The 24,101-nt window shown below is 60.8% G+C and carries 23 protein-coding genes and 1 other RNA gene; 16 read left to right on the forward strand and 8 right to left on the reverse strand.

Translation table 11 applies throughout. The features are described 5' to 3' along the window. Positions 1-109: 109 nt before the first annotated feature. From HBO23_RS01385 to HBO23_RS01400, 4 genes are read right to left on the reverse strand one after another with little or no spacing between them, the layout of a single operon-like run. Entirely contained in the window at positions 110-670 is a 561-nt protein-coding gene (locus tag HBO23_RS01385; protein ID WP_170036283.1) for a PqiC family protein, read from the reverse strand. 14 nt (positions 671-684) lie between these two features. Continuing rightward, on the reverse strand, positions 685-2,334 hold the full coding sequence (locus tag HBO23_RS01390; protein ID WP_017138201.1) for an MlaD family protein: 1,650 nt from the start codon (positions 2,332-2,334) through the stop codon (positions 685-687). Beyond that, complete coding sequence (locus HBO23_RS01395; protein ID WP_170036285.1) at positions 2,315-2,959, reverse strand: paraquat-inducible protein A; 645 nt, start codon at positions 2,957-2,959, stop codon at positions 2,315-2,317. Before HBO23_RS01395 ends, HBO23_RS01390 begins: the two co-directional genes overlap by 20 nt. Then, the gene (locus HBO23_RS01400) at positions 2,956-3,546 is read right to left on the reverse strand and encodes a paraquat-inducible protein A (protein WP_017138199.1); all 591 of its coding nucleotides are present in this window, start codon (positions 3,544-3,546) and stop codon (positions 2,956-2,958) included. Before HBO23_RS01400 ends, HBO23_RS01395 begins: the two co-directional genes overlap by 4 nt. A 136-nt stretch (positions 3,547-3,682) precedes the next feature. Between HBO23_RS01400 and HBO23_RS01405 the strand changes: the two genes are divergently transcribed. Then, entirely contained in the window at positions 3,683-4,327 is a 645-nt protein-coding gene (locus HBO23_RS01405; RefSeq protein WP_017138198.1) for an MBL fold metallo-hydrolase, read from the forward strand. 243 nt (positions 4,328-4,570) lie between these two features. After that, positions 4,571-5,350, forward strand: coding sequence for an OmpA family protein (locus HBO23_RS01410; RefSeq protein WP_017138197.1), 780 nt, complete (start codon positions 4,571-4,573; stop codon positions 5,348-5,350). A gap of 68 nt (positions 5,351-5,418) precedes the next feature. Here the strand turns inward: HBO23_RS01410 and HBO23_RS01415 are convergent, their stop codons facing one another. The 4 genes from HBO23_RS01415 to HBO23_RS01430 form a co-directional block, all read right to left on the reverse strand. Continuing rightward, entirely contained in the window at positions 5,419-6,000 is a 582-nt protein-coding gene (locus HBO23_RS01415) for a BON domain-containing protein (protein ID WP_017138196.1), read from the reverse strand. Beyond that, positions 5,997-6,590: a phosphoheptose isomerase gene (locus tag HBO23_RS01420; protein ID WP_007904374.1), complete on the reverse strand. Its 594-nt coding sequence runs from the start codon at positions 6,588-6,590 to the stop codon at positions 5,997-5,999. Before HBO23_RS01420 ends, HBO23_RS01415 begins: the two co-directional genes overlap by 4 nt. A gap of 92 nt (positions 6,591-6,682) precedes the next feature. Beyond that, complete coding sequence (locus HBO23_RS01425; protein ID WP_017138195.1) at positions 6,683-7,054, reverse strand: YraN family protein; 372 nt, start codon at positions 7,052-7,054, stop codon at positions 6,683-6,685. Next, positions 7,054-8,865, reverse strand: coding sequence for a penicillin-binding protein activator (locus tag HBO23_RS01430; protein WP_169986920.1), 1,812 nt, complete (start codon positions 8,863-8,865; stop codon positions 7,054-7,056). Before HBO23_RS01430 ends, HBO23_RS01425 begins: the two co-directional genes overlap by 1 nt. A 165-nt stretch (positions 8,866-9,030) precedes the next feature. Between HBO23_RS01430 and rsmI the strand changes: the two genes are divergently transcribed. The 14 genes from rsmI to HBO23_RS01500 all read left to right on the forward strand — a co-directional run bounded on the left by rsmI (position 9,031) and on the right by HBO23_RS01500 (position 24,099). Next, entirely contained in the window at positions 9,031-9,936 is a 906-nt protein-coding gene (rsmI, locus tag HBO23_RS01435) for a 16S rRNA (cytidine(1402)-2'-O)-methyltransferase (RefSeq protein WP_017138193.1), read from the forward strand. 96 nt (positions 9,937-10,032) lie between these two features. Next, positions 10,033-10,386, forward strand: an RNA gene (rnpB, locus tag HBO23_RS01440) — RNase P RNA component class A. A gap of 355 nt (positions 10,387-10,741) precedes the next feature. Next, a complete protein-coding gene (mraZ, locus tag HBO23_RS01445; protein ID WP_003171868.1) occupies positions 10,742-11,197 on the forward strand; it encodes a division/cell wall cluster transcriptional repressor MraZ in 456 nt (151 codons plus the stop codon). 2 nt (positions 11,198-11,199) lie between these two features. Then, on the forward strand, positions 11,200-12,141 hold the full coding sequence (gene rsmH, locus HBO23_RS01450) for a 16S rRNA (cytosine(1402)-N(4))-methyltransferase RsmH (RefSeq protein WP_085985981.1): 942 nt from the start codon (positions 11,200-11,202) through the stop codon (positions 12,139-12,141). Further along, a complete protein-coding gene (ftsL, locus tag HBO23_RS01455) occupies positions 12,138-12,431 on the forward strand; it encodes a cell division protein FtsL (protein ID WP_003216203.1) in 294 nt (97 codons plus the stop codon). Before rsmH ends, ftsL begins: the two co-directional genes overlap by 4 nt. Then, positions 12,431-14,173 carry a penicillin-binding protein 2 gene (locus tag HBO23_RS01460; RefSeq protein WP_169986985.1) on the forward strand — a complete coding sequence of 581 codons (1,743 nt, stop codon included), beginning with the start codon at positions 12,431-12,433 and terminating at the stop codon, positions 14,171-14,173. The genes ftsL and HBO23_RS01460 overlap by 1 nt, the downstream gene beginning before the upstream one ends. Next, positions 14,173-15,636, forward strand: a complete 1,464-nt coding sequence (locus tag HBO23_RS01465) for a UDP-N-acetylmuramoyl-L-alanyl-D-glutamate--2,6-diaminopimelate ligase (RefSeq protein WP_017138190.1) — start codon at positions 14,173-14,175, stop codon at positions 15,634-15,636. Before HBO23_RS01460 ends, HBO23_RS01465 begins: the two co-directional genes overlap by 1 nt. Beyond that, positions 15,629-16,999: a UDP-N-acetylmuramoyl-tripeptide--D-alanyl-D-alanine ligase gene (gene murF / locus HBO23_RS01470; RefSeq protein ID WP_170036287.1), complete on the forward strand. Its 1,371-nt coding sequence runs from the start codon at positions 15,629-15,631 to the stop codon at positions 16,997-16,999. Before HBO23_RS01465 ends, murF begins: the two co-directional genes overlap by 8 nt. Then, positions 16,999-18,081 carry a phospho-N-acetylmuramoyl-pentapeptide-transferase gene (gene mraY / locus HBO23_RS01475; RefSeq protein WP_017138188.1) on the forward strand — a complete coding sequence of 361 codons (1,083 nt, stop codon included), beginning with the start codon at positions 16,999-17,001 and terminating at the stop codon, positions 18,079-18,081. Before murF ends, mraY begins: the two co-directional genes overlap by 1 nt. A 6-nt stretch (positions 18,082-18,087) precedes the next feature. After that, complete coding sequence (gene murD / locus HBO23_RS01480) at positions 18,088-19,434, forward strand: UDP-N-acetylmuramoyl-L-alanine--D-glutamate ligase (RefSeq protein WP_170036289.1); 1,347 nt, start codon at positions 18,088-18,090, stop codon at positions 19,432-19,434. Further along, the gene (gene ftsW / locus HBO23_RS01485) at positions 19,431-20,648 is read left to right on the forward strand and encodes a putative lipid II flippase FtsW (RefSeq protein ID WP_020372698.1); all 1,218 of its coding nucleotides are present in this window, start codon (positions 19,431-19,433) and stop codon (positions 20,646-20,648) included. Before murD ends, ftsW begins: the two co-directional genes overlap by 4 nt. Next, positions 20,638-21,708: an undecaprenyldiphospho-muramoylpentapeptide beta-N-acetylglucosaminyltransferase gene (murG, locus tag HBO23_RS01490; RefSeq protein ID WP_017138185.1), complete on the forward strand. Its 1,071-nt coding sequence runs from the start codon at positions 20,638-20,640 to the stop codon at positions 21,706-21,708. The genes ftsW and murG overlap by 11 nt, the downstream gene beginning before the upstream one ends. Then, entirely contained in the window at positions 21,701-23,146 is a 1,446-nt protein-coding gene (gene murC / locus HBO23_RS01495; RefSeq protein ID WP_017138184.1) for a UDP-N-acetylmuramate--L-alanine ligase, read from the forward strand. The genes murG and murC overlap by 8 nt, the downstream gene beginning before the upstream one ends. Beyond that, a complete protein-coding gene (locus HBO23_RS01500; protein ID WP_017138183.1) occupies positions 23,143-24,099 on the forward strand; it encodes a D-alanine--D-alanine ligase in 957 nt (318 codons plus the stop codon). The genes murC and HBO23_RS01500 overlap by 4 nt, the downstream gene beginning before the upstream one ends. Positions 24,100-24,101 lie beyond the last annotated feature (2 nt).

The following is a 24,101-nucleotide window of genomic DNA, read 5'->3' on the forward strand; positions in this document are numbered from 1 at the left end:
GCTTATGTGGGAGCTGGCTTGCCTGCGATGCAGGCACCTCGGTCTATCAGTCAAACTTAGGTGATGCTATCGCAGGCAAGCCAGCTCCCACACTGGTCTGACTGTCTCGCTACGGCGCAGTCGGGCACGCTTTCAGCGACGTGTCGGCGGTTTTGCTGACCAACGCGGCAAAACGCTTGAGGTTGTTCTGATGCGCCACCACCAAGTCATCAATGCTCGGGCCTGCGGGTGTCTGCAAGGTGGTGCGGCACGTCAGCGGTGCGGCATCTCCCCCGCTTGTGGACCGCAGGCGCCAGCGCACATCGAGCAGCGCGTATTGGCCCGGCGCCGAGTCAAATCGCTGCACTTCAAGGCGCAACGACAGGGGCTGCCGGGCGTGACTGTTGGCCAGTTGATCCACCAGCGCGCTTTTCAGCTCATCGGCCAGGGTTGCGGCCCACCATTGGGTTTCAAGGATCGCCACGCCACTGTCGCCCTGGCGAATCACGATTTGTGCGCGGTCGACCTGGGGCGGCACGCTGATGCTTTCAATGCGGATATCGCTGGCCTGTGCCTGAGTGCTGTTATTCCAGTGCACCGGGGTGAGAGTGTGGAACGCAATCGGCTCACTGCGACAGGCCGCGAGCAGCACCAGCGCGGCGACCAGGGTAAGTTTCAAGGGAAAGGTCATGGCGGCTCCAATGGTCATTTGCGCGGCGGCCCTTGCAGGTCTGTTGGCGCGGCGTTGTCAGGGCGACCGCGGATCAGCGATTCCGGATGCCGGCCCAGGTAGTCCGACAGTTCGCGCAAGGAGCGCGACATGCGTGCCAGTTCATCCAGGGTCTGGGTCAGTTGTTCACGCTGCGGCGAGTCTTCGGCCAGGGTTGAGTTGGCCGACTGCAAGGTCTTGCTCACGTCACCCAGGGTGCTCTGCACGCCAGGCAGGGTCTTGGCGTTGAACTGGGCAAGGCTTTTGCGCAGCTCAACCAGGCTGCCGTCGAGGTTGCCGGCGATGCGCTCCATCGGCAGTTGGTTGACCTTGTTGACGATGCCTTCGAGTTTCTCCTGCAACTGTTCCAGATTGCCGGGGATGGTCGGAATGTTGACCGGGCGCAGGTTCGGGTCAAACGTGACTTTGTCGGCTTTCGGGAAAAAATCCAGGGCGATGTACAGCTGGCCGGTCAGCAGGTTGCCGCTGCGGGCCTGAGCGCGCAGGCCGTTTTCGATAAAGGTGCCGATCAGGCGCACGCCGCCTGCTTCATCGTTAGGGTCATGGTTGGTGGCCTTGAGCAGCTTGGTGTTGGCTTCGCCGAGCAATTGCGGGTAAATCACGATGCCGACGTTGATCGGGAAACTGCGTTTTTTGGCATCGAAGTCCAGGTTGATCGACACCACTTTGCCGAACTCGACCCCAAGAAATTCCACCGGCGCGCCGACCTTGAGCCCACGCAATGCCTGATCAAAACGCAGCGCCATGTATTGCCCTTGACCGTTGGGCGGGGCGAGGGCGCTTTGCTGGTCGTCGAACAGTTCATAGGTGTGATCTTCGCTGGCCGGTTTGTCGTTGGGGCTGTAGGGCGGTGCCTGGAATGCGATGCCGCCGGCCAACATCGATGACAAGGACTCGGTTTTCAGCGCAAAACCATTGGCGCCGACGCTCAGGTCAATGCCGCTGGCATTCCAGAATCGCGTGTTTTCGGTGACGTACACATCATTGGGCGCATGCACGAAAACCTCGATCTTCACGCCCTTGCCATCGTCATCCAGCTCGTAGGCCACCACCTGGCCCACCGGGATCTTGCGGTAGTACACCGGCGAGCCGATATCCAGGGAGCCCAGGCCCTGGGTATGCAACGTGAAGCGTTTGCCCGGCTCGCCATAGGTGATGGGCGGCGGGTTTTCCAGGCCCTTGAACTGTTTGGCGCGGGTATCGGATTGGCCGATATCGGCACCGATATAGTCACCGGACAGCAGGGTATCGATGCCCGACACGCCACCGGCACCGATGCGTGGGCGGACTACCCAGAACTTGGAGTCTTCACGGGTGAAGCTTTCCGCCTGCTTGGCCAACTTGATGGTGGCGTTGACGCTTTTCTGGTCATCGCTCAAGGCCACATCCGAGACTTGGCCGATCACCACGTTGCGGTATTTGACTTCGGTTTTATTGGCGACCAGGCCGTTGCCGGTCTTGAAGTTGAGGACGATGATAGGCCCCTGTTGCAGCACGCTGTGTACCACCAGCGAGATGCCCACCAGCACCGCCACGATCGGCACGATCCACACCAGCGAAACGCTGAAGCGCCGCGTCTTGATCGCCGGTGAGCCGGCGGGGGTGTCAGTGTTGCGTGAACTCATCCGAGATCTCCTCGTTGTGTGGGTTTTCCCAGATCAGGCGTGGGTCGAAACTCATGGCCGCGAGCATGGTGAACACCACCACCAGACCAAAAAACAAAATGCCCAGGCGCGGCTCGATGGTGCCCAGCGCCTGGAACTTCACCAGCGCGGCCACCAGCGCGACCACAATCACATCGAGCATGGACCAGTAGCCGATCAGCTCGACAAACCGAAACAGCTTCGAGCGCTCCTTGCGCGCCCACTGGCTGTTGCGCTGCACGGTGACCAGCAACAGGGTCAGCGAGAGAAACTTGATGCCCGGCACCGCAATGCTGGCAATGAAGATGATCAGGGCAATGTCCCAGGCACCATGCTGCCAGAACTCCAGCACGCCGCTCATGATGGTGCTGTCCGCGCCGGAACCAAGCAGGGTGGTGTTCATCACTGGCAATAAATTCGCCGGGATATAAAACGCCAGTGCCGTGAGCATGTAGGCCCAGGTGCGGGTCAGCGAGTGGAGTTTGCGCCGATGCAGCGGCGCGCCGCAGCGTTCACACTCGCTGGGTTCGTCGCGCATGTCGCACGGCTGGCCGCAGGTATGGCACAGGCACAGGTTGAGTTCACGGGCGGTCGGTGGTGAGTTCATACGGCGTCCCACAAGTCGCGTACGTCACGCCCGGCGATGCGGATCAGCAGCAAGGCGAGGGCGGCGAGGGCAAACAGGCCGGTGCCGGGGATCACGTCGAGCATGCCGGCCAGCTTGAACACCGCAACCATGGCGCCCAGCAGGCAGACTTCGAGCATGCTCCACGGCCTCAGCGCTTCCAGCCAGCGCATGCACAGTTTGAACGCTGGCGAGCGCTTGCCGGCCAGGGCGAAACTCAGCACCCACATCAGCAAGAGCAACTGAAACACCGGCGCGATGATGATCGAGATCGCCGCGACCAGCGCAATAAAAGTGATCGGCCCCAGGCTCAGCGCGACCACCGAGTCCCACAGGGTCGCGCTGTTTTTCAAGCCTTTGAGGCTGATGCTCATCACCGGATAGAAATTGGCAAAGGTCCACAACACGGCTGCGGTAACGGTGAGCGCGAGGCGCTGTTGCACCGACAAACCGTTGTAGCGCTGCAACACGCCCGCGCAACGGGTGCACAGGGCTTTTTGATGTTTGGCGAGCGTGACCTTTTCGTACACGCAATCGCAGTGTTCGCAGATGATCCGAGGATTGGCCATACGTCTTGCTCCAAATGCGACGCTGCGGTGCGGGTTCCATGGCGCTGGAGTAGCTTAGCAGCTGATGCCCTTCGAATCCGCAGCAAGCTCCACCATACTGCGCCTGGAATGTGCCATAGAGCTTGCAGGAACGCCCATGAATATCGAAAAACCCGTGCTGATCCGCGAAACCTTCCCCGTCGGCCCTTTGCAGTGCAACTGCACCATCATTGGCGATCCGATCAGCAAAAAAGCCATTGTGGTCGACCCGGGCGGCAATCACGAGCTGATCCTTGCGCGCCTTGATGCGCTGGGCCTCAAGGTGGTGAGCATTATCCACACCCACGCCCACTTGGATCACTTCCTGGCGTCCGGCCAGTTGAAAGAGAAGACCGGCGCCACGCTGCATTTGCACAAAGAAGACCAATTTCTTTGGGATAACCTGGAAATGCAATGCCAGATGTTTCGTGTGCCCTACACGCCGGTGCCGTCGCCGGACCGCTGGCTGGAGGACGATGAGGAGTTGGCGTGTGGTTGTGGGGTGGCGCTGCATACGCCGGGGCACACACCGGGTTCGATGAGCTTCTGGTTTGCCGATGCCAAGCTGCTGATCGCCGGCGATACCTTGTTCAAGCGCGGCGTGGGGCGTACCGACCTGTGGGGTGGCGACCAGGCGACTATCGTGCGCTCGATCAAGCAGCGGTTGTACACCCTGGATGAGGGCGCGACCGTGGTGACAGGGCATGGGCCGGACACCTGTTTGGGTGATGAGATGCGCGAGAACCCGTTTGTGCGGGCTTGAGGGTACGCCTGGAAATAATTCCTGGGCGGGCGCTGTTCTCTCTCAAGCACCGCAGTAGCAAAAAACGCAGGTCGCGTTCAGCCTGCGTCTGCTACGGTTTCCCTGGCGGTTATAGGGGCCAGTATTTTGTTCTGGCTCGGGACGTGGCCACGGAATTTTTACCGTTTGTCGCGTTCCAAACTCCGCACAGGTCGATTGCCAATGTCCTCTGCACCACAGAATGCAAAAGTAGGAGCTCCCTTCATGTTCACTCCGCGTCGTCTGCTTGTTGTCGCTACCGCCGTAGCCCTGTTGTCCGGCTGCGCTTCACCTAATCCTTATGGCGGCAGCCAGGGACAGGCCAGCAACGGTTCCGAAGGGGGTATCAGCAAAACCGCCAAATACGGCGGCCTGGGTGCTCTGGCCGGTGCGCTGGCGGGTGCTGCCATCGACCATAACAACCGTGGCAAGGGCGCACTGATCGGTGGTGCTATTGCAGGCCTGGGCGCCGCCGGTTATGGCTACTACGCCGACCAGCAGGAAAAGAAACTGCGCGAAAGCATGGCCAACACCGGTGTTGAAGTGCAGCGCCAGGGTGACCAGATCAAGTTGATCATGCCGGGTAACATTACCTTCGCGACCAACTCCGACGCCATCGCCAGCAGTTTTTACCAGCCGCTCAACAACCTGGCCAACTCCCTCAAGCAGTTCAACCAGAACACCATCCAGATTGTCGGCTACACCGACAGCACGGGCAGCCGCCAGTTGAACATGGACCTGTCCCAGCGTCGTGCCCAGAGCGTGGCCAACTACCTGACCTCTCAAGGCGTCAGCCCGACCAACCTGAGCGCCCGCGGTGCCGGCCCGGATAACCCGATTGCCAGCAACGCCGATGTGAATGGCCGTGCCCAGAACCGTCGTGTAGAAGTTAACCTCGGCCCGATCCCCGGCCAGCAATACGGCCAGCCTGGTCAACAGCAGCAACAACAGGCGCCGCAGCAGAACAACCAGTTCCAGGGCAACCCGTACCAGCAATACCAGTAAACCCTGGGCAATAAAAAGGGCGCCGTGCAGTCAATGCACGGCGCCCTTTTTTGTGGCTGGCGATTACATCAGTCGATGTATTCGAACACTTTCACGATCTTCTGCACGCCGGACACGCCCTGTACCAGGTTGGCGGCACGGGTGGCTTCTGCCTGGGTCAGCAGGCCCATCATGTAGACGATGCCATTATCGGTGACGATCTTGATGCGCGAGCCAGGTACACCGCTGTCGGTGAGCATCTGCGCCTTGATCTTGGTGGTCAGCAGCGCATCGTTGCTGATGGCCAGCAGGGTGATCGGGTCCATGACCTGCAGTTCGTTGTGGACCTTCTTGACCCGCTGGACCGTCGAGGCGGCTTGTTCGGCCTGGGCCTTGAGGTCGGCACGCGGCGTCTGCCCGGCCAGCAGTACCACGCCGTTGAAGCTGGTGACCACAATGCGCGAGGCGCCGTTGCCCAGGTCGGTAGCGGCCTTGGCGACGTTGACCTTGACCTTGGTTTCGATCAGCGAATCGTCGATGGTGCTGCCAAAAGTGCGTGTGCCCCGGTCATCCTGAATGGGTGTGTCGCGTGTCGCAGTGATTGCCGTGCTGCACCCGCTGATGGCGAGGCACAGCGTAATGGCCAAAAGGCTGAGGCGGTTAACGGTCATTCTTCACTCCCGAACAGTTGGCTGTCGATCAGATCGCACAGGCAGTGGATCGCCAGCAGGTGGACTTCTTGAATGCGTGCAGTGACGTTGGCCGGGACACGGATCTCCACGTCCTCAGGCAATAACAGTGAGGCCATGCCGCCGCCGTCGCGCCCGGTCAAGGCTACGACAATCATTTCGCGGTCATGTGCGGCCTGGATCGCTTGAATAATGTTCGCCGAGTTGCCGCTGGTAGAAATAGCCAGCAACACATCGCCGGGTTGGCCCAGGGCGCGTATCTGTTTGGAGAAGATTTCGTTGTAGCTGTAGTCGTTGGCGATCGAAGTGATCGTCGATGAGTCGGTGGTCAGCGCGATGGCCGGCAGGCTCGGGCGCTCGCGCTCGAAGCGGTTGAGCAGCTCGGAGGAAAAGTGCTGGGCATCACCGGCCGAACCGCCGTTGCCGCACGAAAGCATTTTGCCCTCGTTGAGCAAGGCATTGACCATGACCTGACTGGCTTGCTCGATGTGCGGTGCAAGTACGTCCATCGCCTGTTGCTTGGTGTCGATGCTGGCCTGGAAAAGCTGGCGAATTCGGGATTGCATGTCCATCTGTGTGACCTTAAGTAGCGCGGCTGTTTGGCACAGAAATGTGCAGCCCGCAAAGCAAAGAGCAAAAGTGTGTGGTGAAGATATCCGGGCAATCAGCTGTCGAAGGCATTCTTGAGCCAGTTCAAATCAGCTGGGCCTGCCGGTGTGCTTTCCATGGCAACCACATCGAAACGGCAGGGGCTGTCAGCCCAGCGATGCTCTTTTTGCAGGAAAAACTGCGCGGCGAGTATCAGCTTCTGACGCTTGCGCCCATCGATACTGGCGAGCGCGCCACCCCATTGTGCGTGTTTTCTGTAGCGGACTTCGACGAATACTACTGTATCGCCGTCAAGCATGACCAGATCAAGCTCACCGCGTTTACATAACCAGTTCTGCGCCAGAAGGCGCAGACCCTGTTGTTGCAGATAGTTCAGAGCTTGCAGTTCGGCGTCCTTGCCGCTTTGAGCGCTGGACCGCTCGAGCATCAGCGCGGGGTGTCCGGCAGGCGTTGAATCTCGCCGCCGACGAACTTCGCCCATGGCATCTGGCGGTCAACACGCTGGTAGGCGCCGATACCCAGGTTGCCCGACAGGCCGTCAACGCGAGTGTCCGGCAGTGCCTTGAGTTGGCCCAGGCGCGGTGCCAGGCGGTAGGCGTCCACGCCCATCGCATACAGGCGGCCAAGGCTGCCATTGGCCTGTGGCCATTGCGCGGCAACCTGGTTGCGCAGCGGGTCGGTGGTGTTGAGCAGCCACGGGGTTTCGCAGAACATCACGTTGGTCATGTCCAGGTACTGGTTTTTGTCGCCGCTGGCGCTGAACACGTGGGACGTCGCATACACAGGCACATCACCGGCGTACTGGAAGTTAAGTGTCGGTTTGATCTGCTGGGCCAGTTGCGGCGTCACAGCCAGGAAAATGAACTCGATGTCCTGGCGACGCGAAGGTTGCGCGGCGACGTCGGTGCCGACGGTGCTTTGCAGGCTCTTGGCGCGGCCTTCGCTTTTACGCAGCTGGAACAGGTCAGCAATCTGCTGGGCGAGGGCCACCGGCTGATCGACGTACTCAACGCCAACCACGGTGCCGCCGTTGGCTTCCCAGTCCTGACGGAAGGCTTTATAGACGCGCTCACCCCATTCGCCACGCGGCACCATGGCGGCGGCGCGGTGCAGGCCGTCGGCACGGGCGCGACGCGAGACTTCGCGGGCTTCGTCTTCAGCGGCCAGGCCGAACTGGAACAGTTGCGGCGGGTTTTCGTTAAGTTCGCTGTAGTTCAGGCCCAGGGTGGTGATCGGTAATTGCCCGCGGGAGGCGAGCTGCTTGACCAGTGGTTTCTCCAGCGGGCCGACTACCAGTTGCACGCCGGCAGCCTGGGCCTTGGCGTAGAAGTCGTCGAGGGAGGTCAGGCGCGAGCTGTCATAGAACTCGATCACCGGCGGCTTCTGCCCGGCTTGTTCAGCCTGGAAGTGCGCCGCCATGAAGCCTTCGCGCAGCGCCTTGCCGACCGCCGCCAAAGGGCCTTCCTGCGGCAGCAGCAACGCGATTTTGGTCAGCGGCTGGCTGGCCAGCTCCTTGAGCTTGGCCAGCGGGGTCGGCAGGTTGACTGCCGCCGGGTGGCCTGGGTTCTGCGCGCGCCAGGTATCAATGGCGGCTTGCTGTTGTTCCAGGGTGCCGGCGCCTTTGATTGCCTGGGCCAGGGTGATCCAGCCGTCGAGGGTCGGGTTGCCGCTGGCTTGCAGTTGCTCTGCAGGCAGCGCGGCGACCAGCGCCCAGATGGCTTCGTGGTTGCTCTTGGCGGCATCACCCGTCAGCAACGGGGCCATGGCCACCCGCTCACGCGCGGCAGCCAAAGTCTGGCCATCGGCTTCATAGGCGCGAGCATGCACGGTGCCGGTACGGATCTGCTGGTCAGTCGGCAGCTCCTTCAGGCTTTGCAGGCTGGGGTGGTTCAGGGCGGCCAGAGCCGCTTTGGGTTGGTTGCGCGCCATGGCCAGTTCCGCGGCCAGGGTGCTGGCAAAGACTTGTGCGGCCGGCTTCAGGACATCCAGGGGCACCTGCGCAAGAATCTGCGACGAGCGGCCAGGGTTGTTCTGGTGGTAGGCCAGGTCTGCCGCACTCAGGCGCAGCATCGCGGCCTTTTCTGGCGTACTGGCCTTGGTGGCCTGTTCGAGCAGTTGCTCGATACTGGCATCCGGGGTCCGGGGGAGGTCGCCAAGGCTGGACGAGGGCGAGCTGGCGCACGCGGCCAGTAAGGCAGCGAGGCAGAGGGCGGAGAGCAGCCGCAGGCAAGCGATCATGTAAGTGTTCCTGATACCGATCAAATTAGCGTGGAATTGTACCCAAGCACTGGCCCAGGCGCGATGTTACTGGCGTGAAACCATCGATTTAGGTCGTGTAAATGTTGCGAGCCGGCATCGATGGCCGACCTCGAGGGCATATTATCGAGGCGCCTACGCGCTACAATGCGACTTTTCCTTACCATCGAGGTGTGCGTTTTGACTGCTCCAGGTCCTTTGAATTCCACTGCAGGCTCGCTTTTTGTCGTGGCGACGCCCATTGGCAACCTGGACGACATCAGTGCTCGGGCGCTGAAAGTGTTGCGTGACGTAAAATTGATCGCGGCGGAAGACACGCGGCACTCCCAGCGTTTGATGCAGCATTTTGGTATCAGCACGCCATTAGCCGCGTGCCATGAGCATAACGAGCGAGAAGAAGGCAGCCGTTTTATCACGCGCTTGCTGGCGGGTGACGATGTGGCGTTGATCTCGGATGCCGGCACTCCGTTGATTTCCGACCCTGGCTATCACCTGGTTCGCCAGGCGCGTGCCGCTGGTATCAATGTAGTGCCAGTTCCGGGAGCGTGCGCGCTGATTGCGGCATTATCGGCCGCCGGGTTGCCGTCGGACCGTTTTATCTTCGAAGGTTTCCTGCCCGCCAAGGCGGTTGGGCGCCGTGCGCGACTGCAAGCGTTAAAGGAAGAGCCGCGTACGTTGATCTTTTACGAGGCGCCGCACCGCATTCTCGAGTGCTTGCAGGACATGGAGCTGGTGTTCGGTGGCGAACGCCTGGCGCTGTTGGCTCGGGAGCTGACCAAGACCTTCGAGACCCTCAAAGGCTTGCCGTTGGAAGAGCTGCGTGCGTTCGTTGAGGGCGACAGCAACCAGCAGCGCGGTGAGTGCGTGGTGCTGGTGGCCGGCTGGACCGCACCGGAAAATGAAGACGCGGTGGGCAGCGAGGCTATGCGCATCCTGGATCTGCTGCTTAAGGAAATGCCCCTGAAGCGTGCGGCAGCCCTGGCGGCTGAAATTACCGGCTTGCGTAAGAACGTGCTGTATCAAGTCGCGCTGGATAAGCAGAAAGCCGAATAGTTCCGGGGTTACGCCGGTATCCCGTCCGAACGTGATGGCATTGCTGCACTTTTAATACTTGTCCTCAAGCCGTCGTGCCGTTAACCTGCGCGGCGGAGAGTCGATTGGACAGTCGCTGCCCTCTATGAAAATTAGGGGGGGGAGGAAAGTCCGGGCTCCATAGGGCGAAGTGCCAGGTAATGCCTGGGAGGCGTGAGCCTACGGAAAGTGCCACAGAAAATAACCGCCTAAGCACTTCGGTGCCGGTAAGGGTGAAAAGGTGCGGTAAGAGCGCACCGCACGACTGGCAACAGTTCGTGGCTAGGTAAACCCCACTTGGAGCAAGACCAAATAGGGTCCCAAGGCGTGGCCCGCGCTGGGACCGGGTAGGTTGCTAAAGATGTCCAGTGATGGCCATCGTAGACGAATGACTGTTCAAGACAGAACCCGGCTTACAGATCGACTCTCCACCTTTTTTCCTTCTGCCCGAATCTCGGGCAGAAAACCGGTAGTAACGCAAGAATCCCTCCCTGCCAAATCATTGGCAGATGCATCTTCGTAATACCAAAAAAATCTTACTCTTAATAAATTACTTTAACTTTAAGCCGTAGCTCCATGAGCTATTTGCGGTTGCTGAGTCAAAAACATCGCCAAACTCGCGTTTCTCCTCCTTTTACGTTCCTAAATCTCCGTTCTGTAAGGCTTTTCCTTGAATCCGCGCCTTGACGGTGTGGTGGGCGCATTCCTATAGTGTGCGCAAGTGGCGGAAAGTGGCACAAAGTGGGTTTTTTGAACGTAAAACGCTAAAATTTGGAGAAACGCATCTGTGTTTCGCGGAGCTAACGCTATCAGTCTCGATGCAAAAGGCCGTCTCGCCATGCCGAGCCGGTATCGTGACGAGCTCATTTCGCGAAGTTCAGGCCAGTTAATCATCACGATTGACGCCGTTGACCCTTGTTTGTGTGTTTACCCCCTCGATGAGTGGGAGTTGATCGAAACCAAGTTGCGCGCTCTGCCTTCATTGCGTGAAGAAAACCGCCGCCTGCAGCGTCTGCTGATCGGTAATGCCGTCGACCTTGAACTCGATGGCAGTGGTCGTTTCCTGGTGCCGCCGCGCTTGCGCGAGTACGCCAAGCTGGATAAGCGCGCAATGCTGGTGGGCCAGCTGAACAAGTTCCAATTGTGGGACGAAGATGCCTGGGATGCTGTTTCTGCAGCAGACCTGGCTGCTATTCAACAACCGGGCGCTATGCCTGATGAACTGCGTGATTTGATCCTGTGACTATTGATAGCGGCTTTAACCACATCACCGTACTGCTTGACGAAGCCGTTGAGGCTCTCGCCGTACGCGCGGATGGCTGCTATGTGGATGGCACCTTCGGCAGGGGCGGGCACAGCCGGTTGATACTCAGCCAGCTCGGCTCCGACGGTAAACTCCTCGGGTTCGACAAAGACCCTCAAGCGATTGCCACCGGGCAAGCGCTAGCGGCCGAAGACGGCCGCTTTGTCGTTGTGCAGCGCAGCTTTGCCGAGCTGGGTGCCGAAGTCGCCGAGCGCGGCATGGCAGGTAAGGTAGCCGGGGTTTTGCTCGATTTGGGCGTATCTTCGCCACAGCTTGACGACCCCGAGCGCGGCTTCAGTTTCATGAACGACGGCCCGCTCGACATGCGCATGGACCCGACTCGTGGTATCAGCGCTGCGCAGTTCATCGCCACTGCGCCCCATGAAGAAATTACCCGCGTGTTCAAGGAATACGGTGAAGAACGCTTCGCCGGCCGCATGGCCCGTGCCGTGGTTGAGCGCCGTGAAATCCAGCCGTTCGAGCGCACCGCCGACCTGGCTGAAGTGCTCAAGGTCGCAAACCCTGCGTGGGAAAAGGGCAAGAACCCGGCAACCCGTGCGTTCCAGGGTCTGCGCATTCACGTCAATAACGAACTGGGCGATCTGGAAGCCGGGCTCGAAGCCGCACTGGACGCCTTGGAAGTGGGTGGTCGCCTGGTGGTGATCAGCTTCCACTCCCTGGAAGACCGCATCGTCAAACTGTTCATGCGTCGTCTGGTCAAGGGCGAGTCCGATAACCTGCCGCGCAACCTGCCGGTGCGTTTCGAAGCCTTTGTGCCGAAAATCAAAATCCATGGCAAAGCGCAGTTCGCCTCCGAAGCCGAACTCAAGGCCAACCCACGTTCCCGTAGCGCCGTTATGCGCGTCGCGGAGAAGCTGCGGTGAGCAAGCTTTTCGCCAAGCCCCTCCCGGGCGGCAGCTTCTTTATGTTGCTGTTGTTTGTCGGCGTGCTGGTGTCCGCAATTGCGGTGTCTTACAGCGCCCACTACAACCGTCAATTGCTTAACACCCTGTACGGGGAATTGAGCGTGCGTGACAAAGCGCAGGCGGAATGGGGCCGGTTGATCCTTGAACAAAGCACCTGGACGGCCCATAGCCGTATTGAAGTGCTGGCCACCGAACAGCTGAAAATGCACATTCCTGGTGCGGCCGAAGTGCGGATGGTGGCGCCATGATGAAACTTGAAGGTGCACTTTACCCGTGGCGCTTTCGCCTGATGCTCGGCATCTTGGCTTTGATGGCCGGCGCGATTGCATGGCGGATTATCGACCTGCAAGTGATCGACCGCGACTTCCTGATCGGCGAGGGTAATGCCCGTAGCCTGCGGCATATCCCGATTCCTGCGCACCGCGGCCTGATCACCGACCGTAATGGCGAGCCTCTGGCCGTGAGTACGCCGGTGACCACCCTGTGGGCCAATGCCAAGGAACTGCAAACCGCCAAGGACAAATGGCCTGAGCTGGCTGCCGCGCTGGGCCAGGACCCTAAAGCCTTGAGCGAGCGTCTGGAAGCCCAGGCCAACAAGGAATTCATCTATCTGGTGCGTGGGCTGACGCCTGAGCAGGGCCAGCAAGTGCTCGACCTTAAAGTCCCCGGTGTCTATGGCATCGAGGAGTTTCGTCGTTTCTACCCGGCGGGTGAAACCACCGCGCATATGGTTGGCTTTACCGACATTGATGACCACGGCCGTGAAGGTGTGGAGCTGGCCTACGACGAATGGCTGGCCGGCGTGCCCGGCAAACGGCAGGTCATCAAGGATCGACGCGGCAGACTGATTAAAGATGTCCAGGTGACCAAAAACGCCAAGGCCGGTAAGCCCTTGGCGTTGTCGATTGACCTGCGTCTGCAGTACCTGGCCAACCGCGAGCTGCGTAACGCGATCATCGAGAACGGCGCCAAGGCCGGTAGCCTGGTGATCATGGACGTCAAGACCGGCGAGATCCTCGCCATGGTCAACCAGCCGACCTACAACCCGAACAACCGTCGAAACCTGCAACCGGCGATGATGCGTAACCGCGCCATGATCGACGTGTTCGAGCCGGGTTCGACCATGAAAGCCATTTCCATGAGTGCCGCCCTGGAAACCGGGCGCTGGAAGCCGAGCGACAAGGTCGAGGTTTACCCAGGCACCTTGCAGTTGGGCAAATACACCATTCGTGACGTGTCCCGCAGCGAAGGGCCAGTGTTGGATTTGACAGGTATCCTGATCAACTCCAGTAACGTCGGCATGAGTAAGGTCGCCTTCGATATCGGCGGCGAAACCATCTATCACCTGGCGCAAAAAATCGGCTTGGGCCAACCCACCGGCCTGGATTTCCCAGGCGAGCGCGTGGGCAACCTGCCGAACTACCGCGACTGGAAAAAAGCCGAGACTGCCACGCTCTCCTACGGCTACGGCCTGTCGGTAACCGCGATCCAGCTGGCCCATGCGTTCTCTGTATTGGCCAATAATGGCCGTATGGTTCCACTGAGCTTGATTCACGTCGACGAAGCGCCGAAAGCCACCCAGGTAATCCCGGAAAAAGTCGCCAAGACCATACAAGGCATGCTGCAACAAGTGATCGAAGCCCCGCGCGGTGTGTTCCGGGCACAGGTGCCGGCTTATCACGTGGCCGGCAAGTCTGGTACTGCACGTAAAACCTCGGTCGGCACCAAGGGCTACGCCGAAAACTCTTACCGCTCGCTGTTCGCCGGCTTCGGTCCGATGAGCGATCCGCGCTACGCCATCGTCGTAGTGATTGATGAACCGAGCAAGGCCGGCTACTTCGGTGGCCTGGTGTCGGCTCCGGTATTCAGCAAAGTGATGTCCGGCACCCTGCGCCTGATGAATATCACGCCGGATAACCTGCCGCCGACTCAACAAGCGAACGCAGGACCACCGGCCGCAGCTGTCAAAGCCAATGGAGGGCGCGGCTGATGTCTCTTAGCCTGAACAAGATTTTTGCCCACGCCGGACGCGATCTGCTGATTCGTGAATTGAGCCTGGACAGCCGTAATGTACGCGCCGGTGATCTGTTCCTGGCGGTGCCCGGCGGCAAGCTCGATGGCCGTGCACATATCGCCGATGCCCTGCAACGAGGCGCGGCCGCCGTGGCTTATGAAGTGGAAGGCGCCACCGTGCTGCCGATCACCGACGTGCCCTTGATTCCGGTCAAGGGCCTGGCCGCGCAACTGTCGGACATCGCCGGGCGTTTTTATGGTGACCCGAGCCGTCAGTTGAACCTGATCGGTGTGACTGGCACCAACGGCAAGACCAGCGTGACCCAATTGGTTGCGCAGGCACTCGACCTGCTGGGCCAGCATTGCGGCATTGTCGGCACCCTGGGCACGGGTTTTTACGGTGCGCTGCAAAGCGGCCTGCACACCACGCCGAACCCGATCGCCGTGCAAGCGACCCTGGCCGACCTGAAAAAGGCCGGTGCCAAGGCGGTTGCCATGGAAGTGTCATCCCACGGTCTGGACCAGGGCCGTGTGACTGCCTTGGCGTTTGACGTGGCGGTAATGACCAACCTGTCTCGCGACCACCTCGACTACCACGGCACCATGGAGGCGTACGCCGCCGCCAAGGCCAAGCTGTTCGCCTGGAATGACCTGAAGTGCCGGGTGGTAAACCTGGATGACGCATTCGGCCGCCAACTGGCTGCCGAAGACAGCGAAGCACGCCTGATCACCTACAGCCTGGAAGATTCCAGCGCGTATCTGTATTGCCGTGAAGCCCAATTTAATGACGAAGGCGTGCTCGCCACGCTGGTCACGCCCCAGGGCGAACACCACTTGCGCAGCACCTTGCTCGGGCGTTTCAACCTGAGCAACGTGCTCGCGGCTGTTGGCGCATTGCTTGGCCTGGATTACGCCCTGGACGAAATCCTGCGCGTGCTGCCCAAACTCGAAGGCCCGGCCGGCCGTATGCAGCGTTTGGGTGGCGGCTCGCAGCCACTGGTGGTGGTCGATTACGCCCACACGCCGGACGCGCTGGAAAAAGTCCTCGAAGCCCTGCGCCCACACGCCAAGGGCAAATTGCTCTGCCTGTTCGGCTGCGGCGGTGACCGTGATCGCGGCAAGCGCCCGCTGATGGCTGAAATCGTCGAGCGCCTGGCCGATGGCGTACTCGTTACCGACGACAACCCACGCAGCGAAGACCCGAACCAGATTTTCGACGACATCCGTGTCGGCTTTAAAGACGCCACCAAGGCCACCTTCGTTGCCGGTCGCGGCGCCGCCATTGCCCAACTGATCGCCAGCGCCAGTGCTGAGGACGTGGTGGTACTGGCTGGTAAAGGTCACGAGGACTACCAGGAAATCAACGGCGAACGCCATGCCTTCTCCGATCTGGTCGAGGCTGATCACGCCCTGACTGCCTGGGAGGTCGCCCATGCTTAAAGCGATGAAGTTCAGCGAACTGACCCAGGCCTTGTCGGCCCGCGTAGTGTCGAGCGATTGCAGCTTCGACGGCGTCAGTATCGACAGTCGCAACATCAAGCCGGGGCAACTGTTTATTGCACTGGCCGGCCCGCGTTTCGATGGGCACGACTACCTGAACGAAGTAGCCGCCAAAGGTGCCGTGGGTGCCTTGGTGCAGCGTGAAGTCACGGACTCGACGCTGCCGCAATTGCTGGTCGCCGATACCCGCCTGGCCCTCGGGCTGTTGGGCGCGCTGAACCGCGCCGCATTTGATAAGCCCGTTGCCGCCATCACTGGCTCCAGCGGCAAAACCACGGTCAAGGAACTGCTTGCCGGCGTGCTGCGCACACGCGGGCCGGTGCTCGCCACCCGTGGCAACCTGAACAATGATTTCGGCGCTCCATTGACCCTGCTCGAACTGGCCCCGGAACACACGGCGGCGGTAATCGAGCTGGGCGCTTCGCGCGTCGGCGAAATTGCTTACACCGTGGCGCTGACCAAGCCTCACGTGGCAATTATCAACAATGCCGGCACCGCCCACGTGGGCGAGTTCGGTGGCCCGGAAAAAATCGTCGAAGCCAAGGGCGAAATCCTCGAAGGCCTCGATGCCTCGGGCACCGCAGTATTGAACCTCGACGACAAAGCCTTCGAGACCTGGCGTGTGCGCGCCGCCGGTCGCAAGGTGCTGACGTTTGCCGTGCTCAACGCGGCGGCTGATTTCCACGCAGCCGACATCACCGTCGACGCCCGTGGTTGCCCGTCCTTCACCTTGCACACACCGCAAGGCAGCGAGCACGTGCAACTGAACCTGCTGGGCAACCATAACGTCGCCAATGCCTTGGCCGCCGCCGCTGCCGCCTCCGCCCTGGGCGTATCGCTGTTCGGTATCGCCACCGGCCTGGGCGCGGTGCAGCCGGTCAAAGGCCGCACCGTGGCACAACTGGCGACCAATGGCATGCGTGTGATTGATGACACCTACAACGCCAACCAGTCCTCCGTCTGCGCTGCTATTGACCTGCTTAAAAGCTTCGCCGGGCGCAAGGTGCTGGTGCTGGGCGATATCGCCGAATTGGGCGACTGGGCCGAGCAGTCCCACCGTGAAGTCGGCGCCTACGCGAGCGGTAAAGTCGACGCGCTTTACGCCGTTGGCACGAACATGGCCCACGCCGTTGACGCCTTCGGCCTCGGTGCGCGGCATTTCGCTACCCAGGCCGAGCTGATCCAGGCACTGGTGGCGGCTGAACACGACAAACACACAACCATTTTGATCAAGGGATCGCGCAGCGCGGTGATGGAAAACGTCGTCGCGGCCTTGTGTGGCTCAAGTACGGAGAAACATTAATGCTGCTGCTGCTGGCTGAGTATCTGCAACAGTTCCACAAAGGCTTCGCGGTCTTTCAGTACCTGACCCTGCGCGGGATCCTGGGTGTGCTGACTGCGCTGTCTTTGTCGCTGTTCCTGGGGCCGTGGATGATCCGCACCCTGCAGAACCTGCAAATTGGTCAATCGGTTCGTAATGACGGCCCGCAGTCGCACCTGTCCAAATCCGGCACCCCGACCATGGGCGGTGCGCTGATCCTGTCTTCCATCGGTATCAGCACCTTGCTGTGGGCCGACCTGCATAACCGCTACGTGTGGACGGTGCTGCTGGTGACCCTGTTGTTCGGCGCGATCGGCTGGGTCGATGACTACCGCAAAGTGATCGAGAAAAACTCCAAGGGTTTGCCCAGCCGCTGGAAGTACTTCTGGCAGTCGGTGTTTGGCCTTGGCGCTGCGATCTTCCTGTACATGACCGCGCCAAGCGCCGTCGAAACCACCTTGATCATTCCGATGCTCAAGGACGCCAGCATTCCCTTGGGCGTTGGCTTTGTGGTGCTGACTTACTTCGTGATCGTCGGCTCCAGCAACGCGGTGAACCTGACCGACGGCCTCGACGGTCTGGCGATCATGCCGACCGTGATGGTCGGCGGTGCGCTCGGTATCTTCTGCTACCTGTCGGGTAACGTGAAGTTTGCTGAATACCTGCTGATCCCGTATGTGCCGGGCGCAGGTGAGTTGATCGTGTTCTGCGGCGCGCTGATCGGTGCCGGCCTGGGCTTCCTGTGGTTCAACACCTATCCCGCACAAGTCTTCATGGGCGACGTCGGCGCGCTGGCGCTGGGCGCAGCCTTGGGCACCATCGCGGTGATCGTCCGCCAGGAAATCGTGTTGTTCATCATGGGCGGTGTGTTCGTGATGGAAACCCTGTCGGTGGTCATCCAGGTGGCCTCCTTCAAATTGACCGGGCGCCGCGTGTTCCGCATGGCGCCGATTCACCACCACTTTGAACTCAAGGGCTGGCCCGAGCCGCGTGTGATTGTCCGTTTCTGGATCATCACCGTGATTCTGGTACTGGTCGGCCTTGCCACCCTGAAACTGAGGTAGAAACGAGTGTCCCTGATCGCTTCAGACCACTTCCGCATCGTTGTCGGCCTCGGCAAGAGCGGCATGTCCCTGGTTCGCTTCCTGGCGAACCGGGGCACGTCGTTTGCCGTGGCCGACACGCGGGAAAATCCACCGGAGCTGGTCACGCTGCGCCGTGACTACCCGCACGTGGAAGTGCGTTGTGGCGAGCTGGATGTCGAGTTTCTGTGCCGTGCCGACGAGCTCTACGTGAGCCCCGGCCTGGCCTTGGCGACACCGGCCCTGCAAGCGGCAGCGGCACGTGGCGTGAAGCTGTCCGGCGACATCGACCTGTTTGCGCGCTATGCGAAGGCACCGATCGTGGCCATCAGCGGCTCCAACGCGAAAAGCACCGTGACCACCCTGGTCGGCGAGATGGCGGCTGCGGCCGGCAAGCGCGTGGCCGTGGGCGGTAACCTCGGCACGCCAGCGCTGGACCTGCTCAGTGACGACATCGAGTTGTACGTGATGGAACTGTCGAGCTTCCAGCTCGAAACCACCCACGATCTGGGGGCTGAAGTCGCCACCGTGTTGAACGTGAGTGAAGACCACATGGACCGCTACAGCGGCCTGCCGGCGTACCACCTGGCCAAGCACCGGATTTTCCGTGGTGCCAGGCAATTTGTGGTCAACCGCCAGGATGCCCTGAGCCGTCCGCTGATGGGCGAAGGCATGCCCTGCTGGACCTTTGGCCTGGGCAAACCGGATTTCAAAGCCTTCGGCATTCGCGAAGAGAACGGCGAGAAATACCTGGCCTTCGAATTCCAGAACCTGATGCCGGTACGTGAATTGAAAATCCGTGGCGCGCACAACCAATCCAATGCATTGGCGGCCCTGGCGTTGGGTCACGCCGTCGGCCTGCCATTTGATGCGATGCTGTCGAGCCTGCGCACCTTCGGCGGCCTCGAGCATCGCTGCCAGTGGGTACGCGACCTCAATGGCGTGAGCTACTACAACGATTCCAAGGCCACCAACGTGGGTGCCGCACTGGCTGCCATCGAAGGGCTCGGCGCTGATATCGACGGCAAGCTTGTGCTGATCGCCGGTGGCGACGGCAAGGGTGCCGACTTCAAAGACCTTAAAGGCCCGGTGGCTGCACATTGCCGCGCCGTGGTGCTGATCGGCCGTGACTCGGACTTGATCGCCGCCGCGTTGGGCGACGCAGTACCGCAGGTACGCGCCACCTCGCTGGACGATGCGATTGCCCAATGCAAAGCCCTGGCCCAGCCGGGGGATGCGGTGTTGCTGTCGCCGGCGTGCGCCAGTTTCGACATGTTCAAGAACTACGAAGAGCGCGGCCAGCTGTTCGCTCGCGCCGTGGAGGCCTTGGCATGAATTTCAGAAATATTATCAAGCCGTACCCGTCGCCGATCATCACAGGTCGCGGTATCGACCTCGACTTCCCAATGCTCGCCGGCTGCCTGGCGCTGCTGGGTCTGGGGTTGGTCATGATCACTTCGGCGTCCTCGGAAGTGGCCGCAGTGCAGTCGGGCAACACCCTGTACATGATGATCCGTCACCTGGTGTACCTGGTGATCGGTCTCGGCGCCTGCATCGTCACCATGATGATCCCCATCGCTACCTGGCAACGCCTGGGTTGGCTGATGCTGATCGGCGCGTTTGGTTTGTTGATCATGGTGATCCTGCCCGGCATCGGCCGTGAGGTGAACGGTTCGATGCGCTGGATCGGCTTCGGCGCGTTTAACGTGCAGCCGTCGGAAATCGCCAAGGTGTTCGTGGTGATCTACCTCGCCGGTTACCTGGTCCGTCGCCAGAAAGAAGTACGCGAAAGCTGGATGGGCTTCTTCAAGCCGTTCATCGTGCTGCTGCCCATGGCTGGCCTGTTGCTGATGGAGCCCGACTTCGGTGCCACCGTCGTAATGATGGGCGCGGCGGCGGCGATGCTGTTTCTCGGCGGTGTGGGCTTGTTCCGGTTCGCCATGATGGTGGTGCTGGCGGTGGTCGCGGTTTACCTGCTAGTGGAAGCACAACCGTACCGTATGGCGCGCCTGATTACCTTTACCGACCCCTGGTCCGATCAGTTCGGCTCCGGCTACCAGTTGACCCAGGCGCTGATCGCCTTTGGTCGCGGCGGATGGCTGGGTGTTGGGCTGGGCAATAGCGTGCAGAAGCAGTTCTACCTGCCGGAAGCGCATACCGACTTCGTGTTCTCCGTGCTGGCCGAAGAACTCGGTGCCGTGGGTTCCCTGTGCACCGTTGCACTGTTCATGTTCGTCTGCGTACGGGCGCTTTACATCGGTCTTTGGGCCGAGAAAGCCAAGCAGTTTTTCGCAGCTTATGTCGCCTACGGCTTGGCGTTTTTGTGGATTGGTCAGGTGCTGATCAACATCGGGGTAAACATCGGTCGCTTGCCGACCAAGGGTTTGACCCTGCCGTTTCTCAGCTACGGCGGCAGCTCGTTGGTCATCTGCTGCGTGTGCCTGGGCTTGCTGCTGCGCATCGAGTGGGAGAGTCGCACCCACCTGGGCAGCGAAGAGATGGAATTCAGCGAGAGCGATTTTGCCGAGGAGCCGGACCATGGGCGCTAACGTGCTGATCATGGCAGGCGGCACCGGGGGCCATGTGTTCCCGGCCCTGGCTTGCGCGCGCGAATTCCAGAACCGTGGCTACACCGTGCATTGGCTCGGTACGCCACGTGGCATCGAAAACGAATTGGTCCCGAATGCCGGCTTGCCGCTGCACTTGATCAACGTCACCGGCTTGCGTGGCAAGGGCAAGTTGTCCCTGCTCAAGGCACCGTTCGTGTTGCTCAAGGCGGTGTGGCAGGCGCGCAAAGTGATTCGTGAGTTGAAGCCGGTGTGCGTGCTGGGCTTTGGTGGTTATGTGACTGGCCCTGGTGGTGTGGCCGCCAAGCTCGCTGGCGTACCGGTGATCGTGCACGAACAGAACGCCGTTGCCGGCACTGCCAACCGCCTGTTGGTGCCGTTGGCCAGCCGAGTGTGCGAGGCGTTCCCGAAGACCTTTGGCGCCTCGGACAAGTTGCGTACCACCGGCAACCCGGTGCGCACCGAACTGTTCATGGCCATTGCTCGTCAGGCGCTGGAGGGCCGTAAGCCACACTTGCTGATCCTGGGCGGAAGCCTGGGCGCGGAGCCGTTGAACAAACTGCTGCCCGAAGCCTTGGCGCTGCTGCCCGTGGACCTGCGTCCCGAAGTGTTCCACCAGGCCGGTAAAAACCACGATGAAATCACCGCTGCCCGCTATCGCGAGGCCGGTGTCGAGGCGAATGTACAGCCTTTCATCAAAGACATGGCCCATGCCTATGGCTGGGCCGACCTGGTGGTCTGTCGCGCTGGTGCGCTGACCGTCAGTGAATTGGCCGCCGCCGGTCTGCCGTCCTTGCTGGTGCCTTTGCCCCACGCCATCGACGATCACCAGACCCGCAACGCCGAATATTTGGCCGGGGAGGGCGCTGCCTTCCTGCTGCCGCAAAGAACGACTGGCGCCGCCGATTTGGCCGCACGCCTGACCGAGGTTTTGATGCAACCGGAACGACTCAACAGCATGGCGAGCACCGCAAGCCGCCTGGCTAAACCTGACGCAACCCGCACCGTGGTCGATATCTGCCTGGAGGTGGCCCATGGTTGAGAATCAGAAAGCCATGCCGCAGCCCGAAATGCGCCGCATCCGTCGTATCCACTTCGTCGGCATCGGCGGCGTGGGCATGTGCGGGATTGCCGAAGTACTGCTGAACCTGGGCTATCAAGTGTCCGGCTCAGACTTGAAAGAGTCGCCGGTGACCGATCGCCTGAAAACCTTCGGCGCACAGATCTTTATCGGCCACCGCGCCGAGAACGCCGCCGAGGCTGACGTGCTGGTGGTGTCCAGCGCCGTGAACACCTCCAACCCGGAAGTGGCCACCGCCCTTGAGCGCCGTATTCCAGTGGTGCCACGCGCCGAGATGCTGGCCGAGCTGATGCGCTATCGCCACGGTATCGCCGTGGCCGGTACGCACGGCAAAACCACCACCACCAGCCTGATCGCCTCGGTGTTCGCCGCCGGTGGCCTGGACCCGACCTTCGTGATTGGTGGCCGCCTGAATGCAGCCGGCACCAATGCCCAGCTCGGCACCAGCCGTTACCTGATCGCCGAAGCCGATGAAAGTGATGCGAGCTTCCTGCACCTGCAGCCGCTGGTCGCTGTGGTGACCAACATCGACGAAGACCACATGGCCACCTACGACGGTGACTTCAACAAGTTGAAGAAAACCTTCGTCGAGTTCCTGCACAACCTGCCGTTCTACGGTTTGGCCGTGGTGTGCCTGGACGATCCGGTGGTGCGTGAGATCCTGCCATCGGTCAAACGCCCAACCGTGACCTACGGCTTCAGCGAAGACGCCGACGTGCGCGCGATCAATGTGCGCCAGGAAGGCATGCAAACCTTCTTCACCGTGCTGCGCCCTGACCGCGAGCCGTTGGACGTATCGGTGAACATGCCGGGCAACCACAACGTATTGAATTCGCTGGCGACCATTTGCATTGCTTCCGATGAAGGCGTCAGCGATGAAGCCATCGTCGAAGGCCTGTCGCGCTTTGCCGGTGTCGGCCGGCGCTTCCAGGTCTACGGTCAACTGCCGGTAGAAGGCGGCGACGTGATGCTGGTGGACGACTACGGTCACCACCCAACTGAAGTTGCAGCCGTTATTAAAGCCGTGCGCGGTGGCTGGCCGGAGCGCCGTCTGGTGATGGTTTACCAGCCGCATCGCTACAGCCGCACCCGCGACCTGTACGACGACTTTGTGAATGTATTGGCCGATGCCAACGTGCTGCTGCTGATGGAAGTCTACCCGGCCGGTGAAGAGCCGATTCCGGGCGCCGACAGCCGCAAGCTGTGCAACAGCATCCGTCAGCGTGGCCAGTTGGACCCAATCTACATCGAGCGCGGTGTGGACCTGGCGCCGATCGTCAAGCCGCTGCTGCGTGCCGGTGACATCCTGCTGTGCCAGGGCGCCGGTGATATCGGTGGCCTTGCGCCCAAGCTGCTCGCCAGCCCGCTGTTTGCGGCTGCAAAGGGGAAGTCGAAATGATCACGCATTACGACACCCTGTTCTCGACCATCACGCCTGCCGACTTCGGCCGCGTAGCGGTATTGTTCGGCGGCAAGAGCGCTGAGCGCGAAGTCTCGCTCAAGTCCGGCAATGCCGTACTGGAAGCGCTGCAAAGCGCCGGCGTAAACGCATTCGGTATCGATGTGGGCGATGATTTCCTTGCCCGCTTGCAGGCCGAGAAGATCGACCGTGCCTTCATCATCCTGCACGGCCGTGGCGGTGAAGACGGCAGCATGCAAGGCTTGCTCGAGTGCGCTGGCATCCCTTACACCGGCAGCGGAATCCTCGCTTCGGCACTGGCCATGGACAAGTTGCGCACCAAGCAGGTGTGGCACAGCTTGGGTATTCCAACCCCACGTCACAGCGTGCTGTGCAGCGAAGACGATTGTATTTCTGCAGCCAAGGAACTGGGCCTGCCTTTGATCGTCAAACCTGCCCATGAAGGCTCCAGTATCGGCATGGCCAAAGTGAACTCGGCCGCCGAATTGATCGACGCATGGAAAGCGGCAAGTACCTACGATTCGCAAGTGTTGGTGGAACAGTGGATCCAAGGTCCCGAGTACACCATCGCCACCCTGCGTGGCCAGGTATTGCCGCCTATCGCATTGGGCACGCCCCACACCTTTTACGACTACGACGCCAAGTACGTGGCTTCCGATACTCAGTACCGGATCCCGTGTGGCCTCGACGCAACCAAGGAACAGGAATTGATGGACCTCACGGCGAAAGCCTGTGAGGCACTGGGTATCGCCGGTTGGGCGCGGGCAGACGTGATGCAGGATGACCAAGGGAATTTCTGGTTCCTTGAAGTCAACACCGCTCCCGGCATGACCGATCACAGCCTGGTACCTATGGCAGCCCGTGCTGCCGGTCTGGACTTCCAGCAGTTAGTGCTGGCGATTCTGGCCGCAAGCATTGAGCCAAGAGGCTAACC

It is taken from the genome of Pseudomonas sp. WS 5532 (assembly GCF_012985445.1).
Taxonomy (GTDB): Bacteria; Pseudomonadota; Gammaproteobacteria; order Pseudomonadales; family Pseudomonadaceae; genus Aquipseudomonas; species Aquipseudomonas edaphica.

What these genes read in the sequence shown, in the direction of transcription:
- HBO23_RS01385 (WP_170036283.1), bottom strand. Translation starts at nt 670, where the DNA reads ATGACCTTTCCCTTGAAACTTACCCTGGTCGCCGCGCTGGTGCTGCTC.
- HBO23_RS01390 (WP_017138201.1), bottom strand. Translation starts at nt 2,334, where the DNA reads ATGAGTTCACGCAACACTGACACCCCCGCCGGCTCACCGGCGATCAAG.
- HBO23_RS01395 (WP_170036285.1), bottom strand. Translation starts at nt 2,959, where the DNA reads ATGAACTCACCACCGACCGCCCGTGAACTCAACCTGTGCCTGTGCCAT.
- HBO23_RS01400 (WP_017138199.1), bottom strand. Translation starts at nt 3,546, where the DNA reads ATGGCCAATCCTCGGATCATCTGCGAACACTGCGATTGCGTGTACGAA.
- HBO23_RS01405 (WP_017138198.1), top strand. Translation starts at nt 3,683, where the DNA reads ATGAATATCGAAAAACCCGTGCTGATCCGCGAAACCTTCCCCGTCGGC.
- HBO23_RS01410 (WP_017138197.1), top strand. Translation starts at nt 4,571, where the DNA reads ATGTTCACTCCGCGTCGTCTGCTTGTTGTCGCTACCGCCGTAGCCCTG.
- HBO23_RS01415 (WP_017138196.1), bottom strand. Translation starts at nt 6,000, where the DNA reads ATGACCGTTAACCGCCTCAGCCTTTTGGCCATTACGCTGTGCCTCGCC.
- HBO23_RS01420 (WP_007904374.1), bottom strand. Translation starts at nt 6,590, where the DNA reads ATGGACATGCAATCCCGAATTCGCCAGCTTTTCCAGGCCAGCATCGAC.
- HBO23_RS01425 (WP_017138195.1), bottom strand. Translation starts at nt 7,054, where the DNA reads ATGCTCGAGCGGTCCAGCGCTCAAAGCGGCAAGGACGCCGAACTGCAA.
- HBO23_RS01430 (WP_169986920.1), bottom strand. Translation starts at nt 8,865, where the DNA reads ATGATCGCTTGCCTGCGGCTGCTCTCCGCCCTCTGCCTCGCTGCCTTA.
- rsmI (WP_017138193.1), top strand. Translation starts at nt 9,031, where the DNA reads ATGCGACTTTTCCTTACCATCGAGGTGTGCGTTTTGACTGCTCCAGGT.
- HBO23_RS01460 (WP_169986985.1), top strand. Translation starts at nt 12,431, where the DNA reads ATGAAACTTGAAGGTGCACTTTACCCGTGGCGCTTTCGCCTGATGCTC.
- HBO23_RS01465 (WP_017138190.1), top strand. Translation starts at nt 14,173, where the DNA reads ATGTCTCTTAGCCTGAACAAGATTTTTGCCCACGCCGGACGCGATCTG.
- murF (WP_170036287.1), top strand. Translation starts at nt 15,629, where the DNA reads ATGCTTAAAGCGATGAAGTTCAGCGAACTGACCCAGGCCTTGTCGGCC.
- mraY (WP_017138188.1), top strand. Translation starts at nt 16,999, where the DNA reads ATGCTGCTGCTGCTGGCTGAGTATCTGCAACAGTTCCACAAAGGCTTC.
- ftsW (WP_020372698.1), top strand. Translation starts at nt 19,431, where the DNA reads ATGAATTTCAGAAATATTATCAAGCCGTACCCGTCGCCGATCATCACA.
- murG (WP_017138185.1), top strand. Translation starts at nt 20,638, where the DNA reads ATGGGCGCTAACGTGCTGATCATGGCAGGCGGCACCGGGGGCCATGTG.
- murC (WP_017138184.1), top strand. Translation starts at nt 21,701, where the DNA reads ATGGTTGAGAATCAGAAAGCCATGCCGCAGCCCGAAATGCGCCGCATC.
- HBO23_RS01500 (WP_017138183.1), top strand. Translation starts at nt 23,143, where the DNA reads ATGATCACGCATTACGACACCCTGTTCTCGACCATCACGCCTGCCGAC.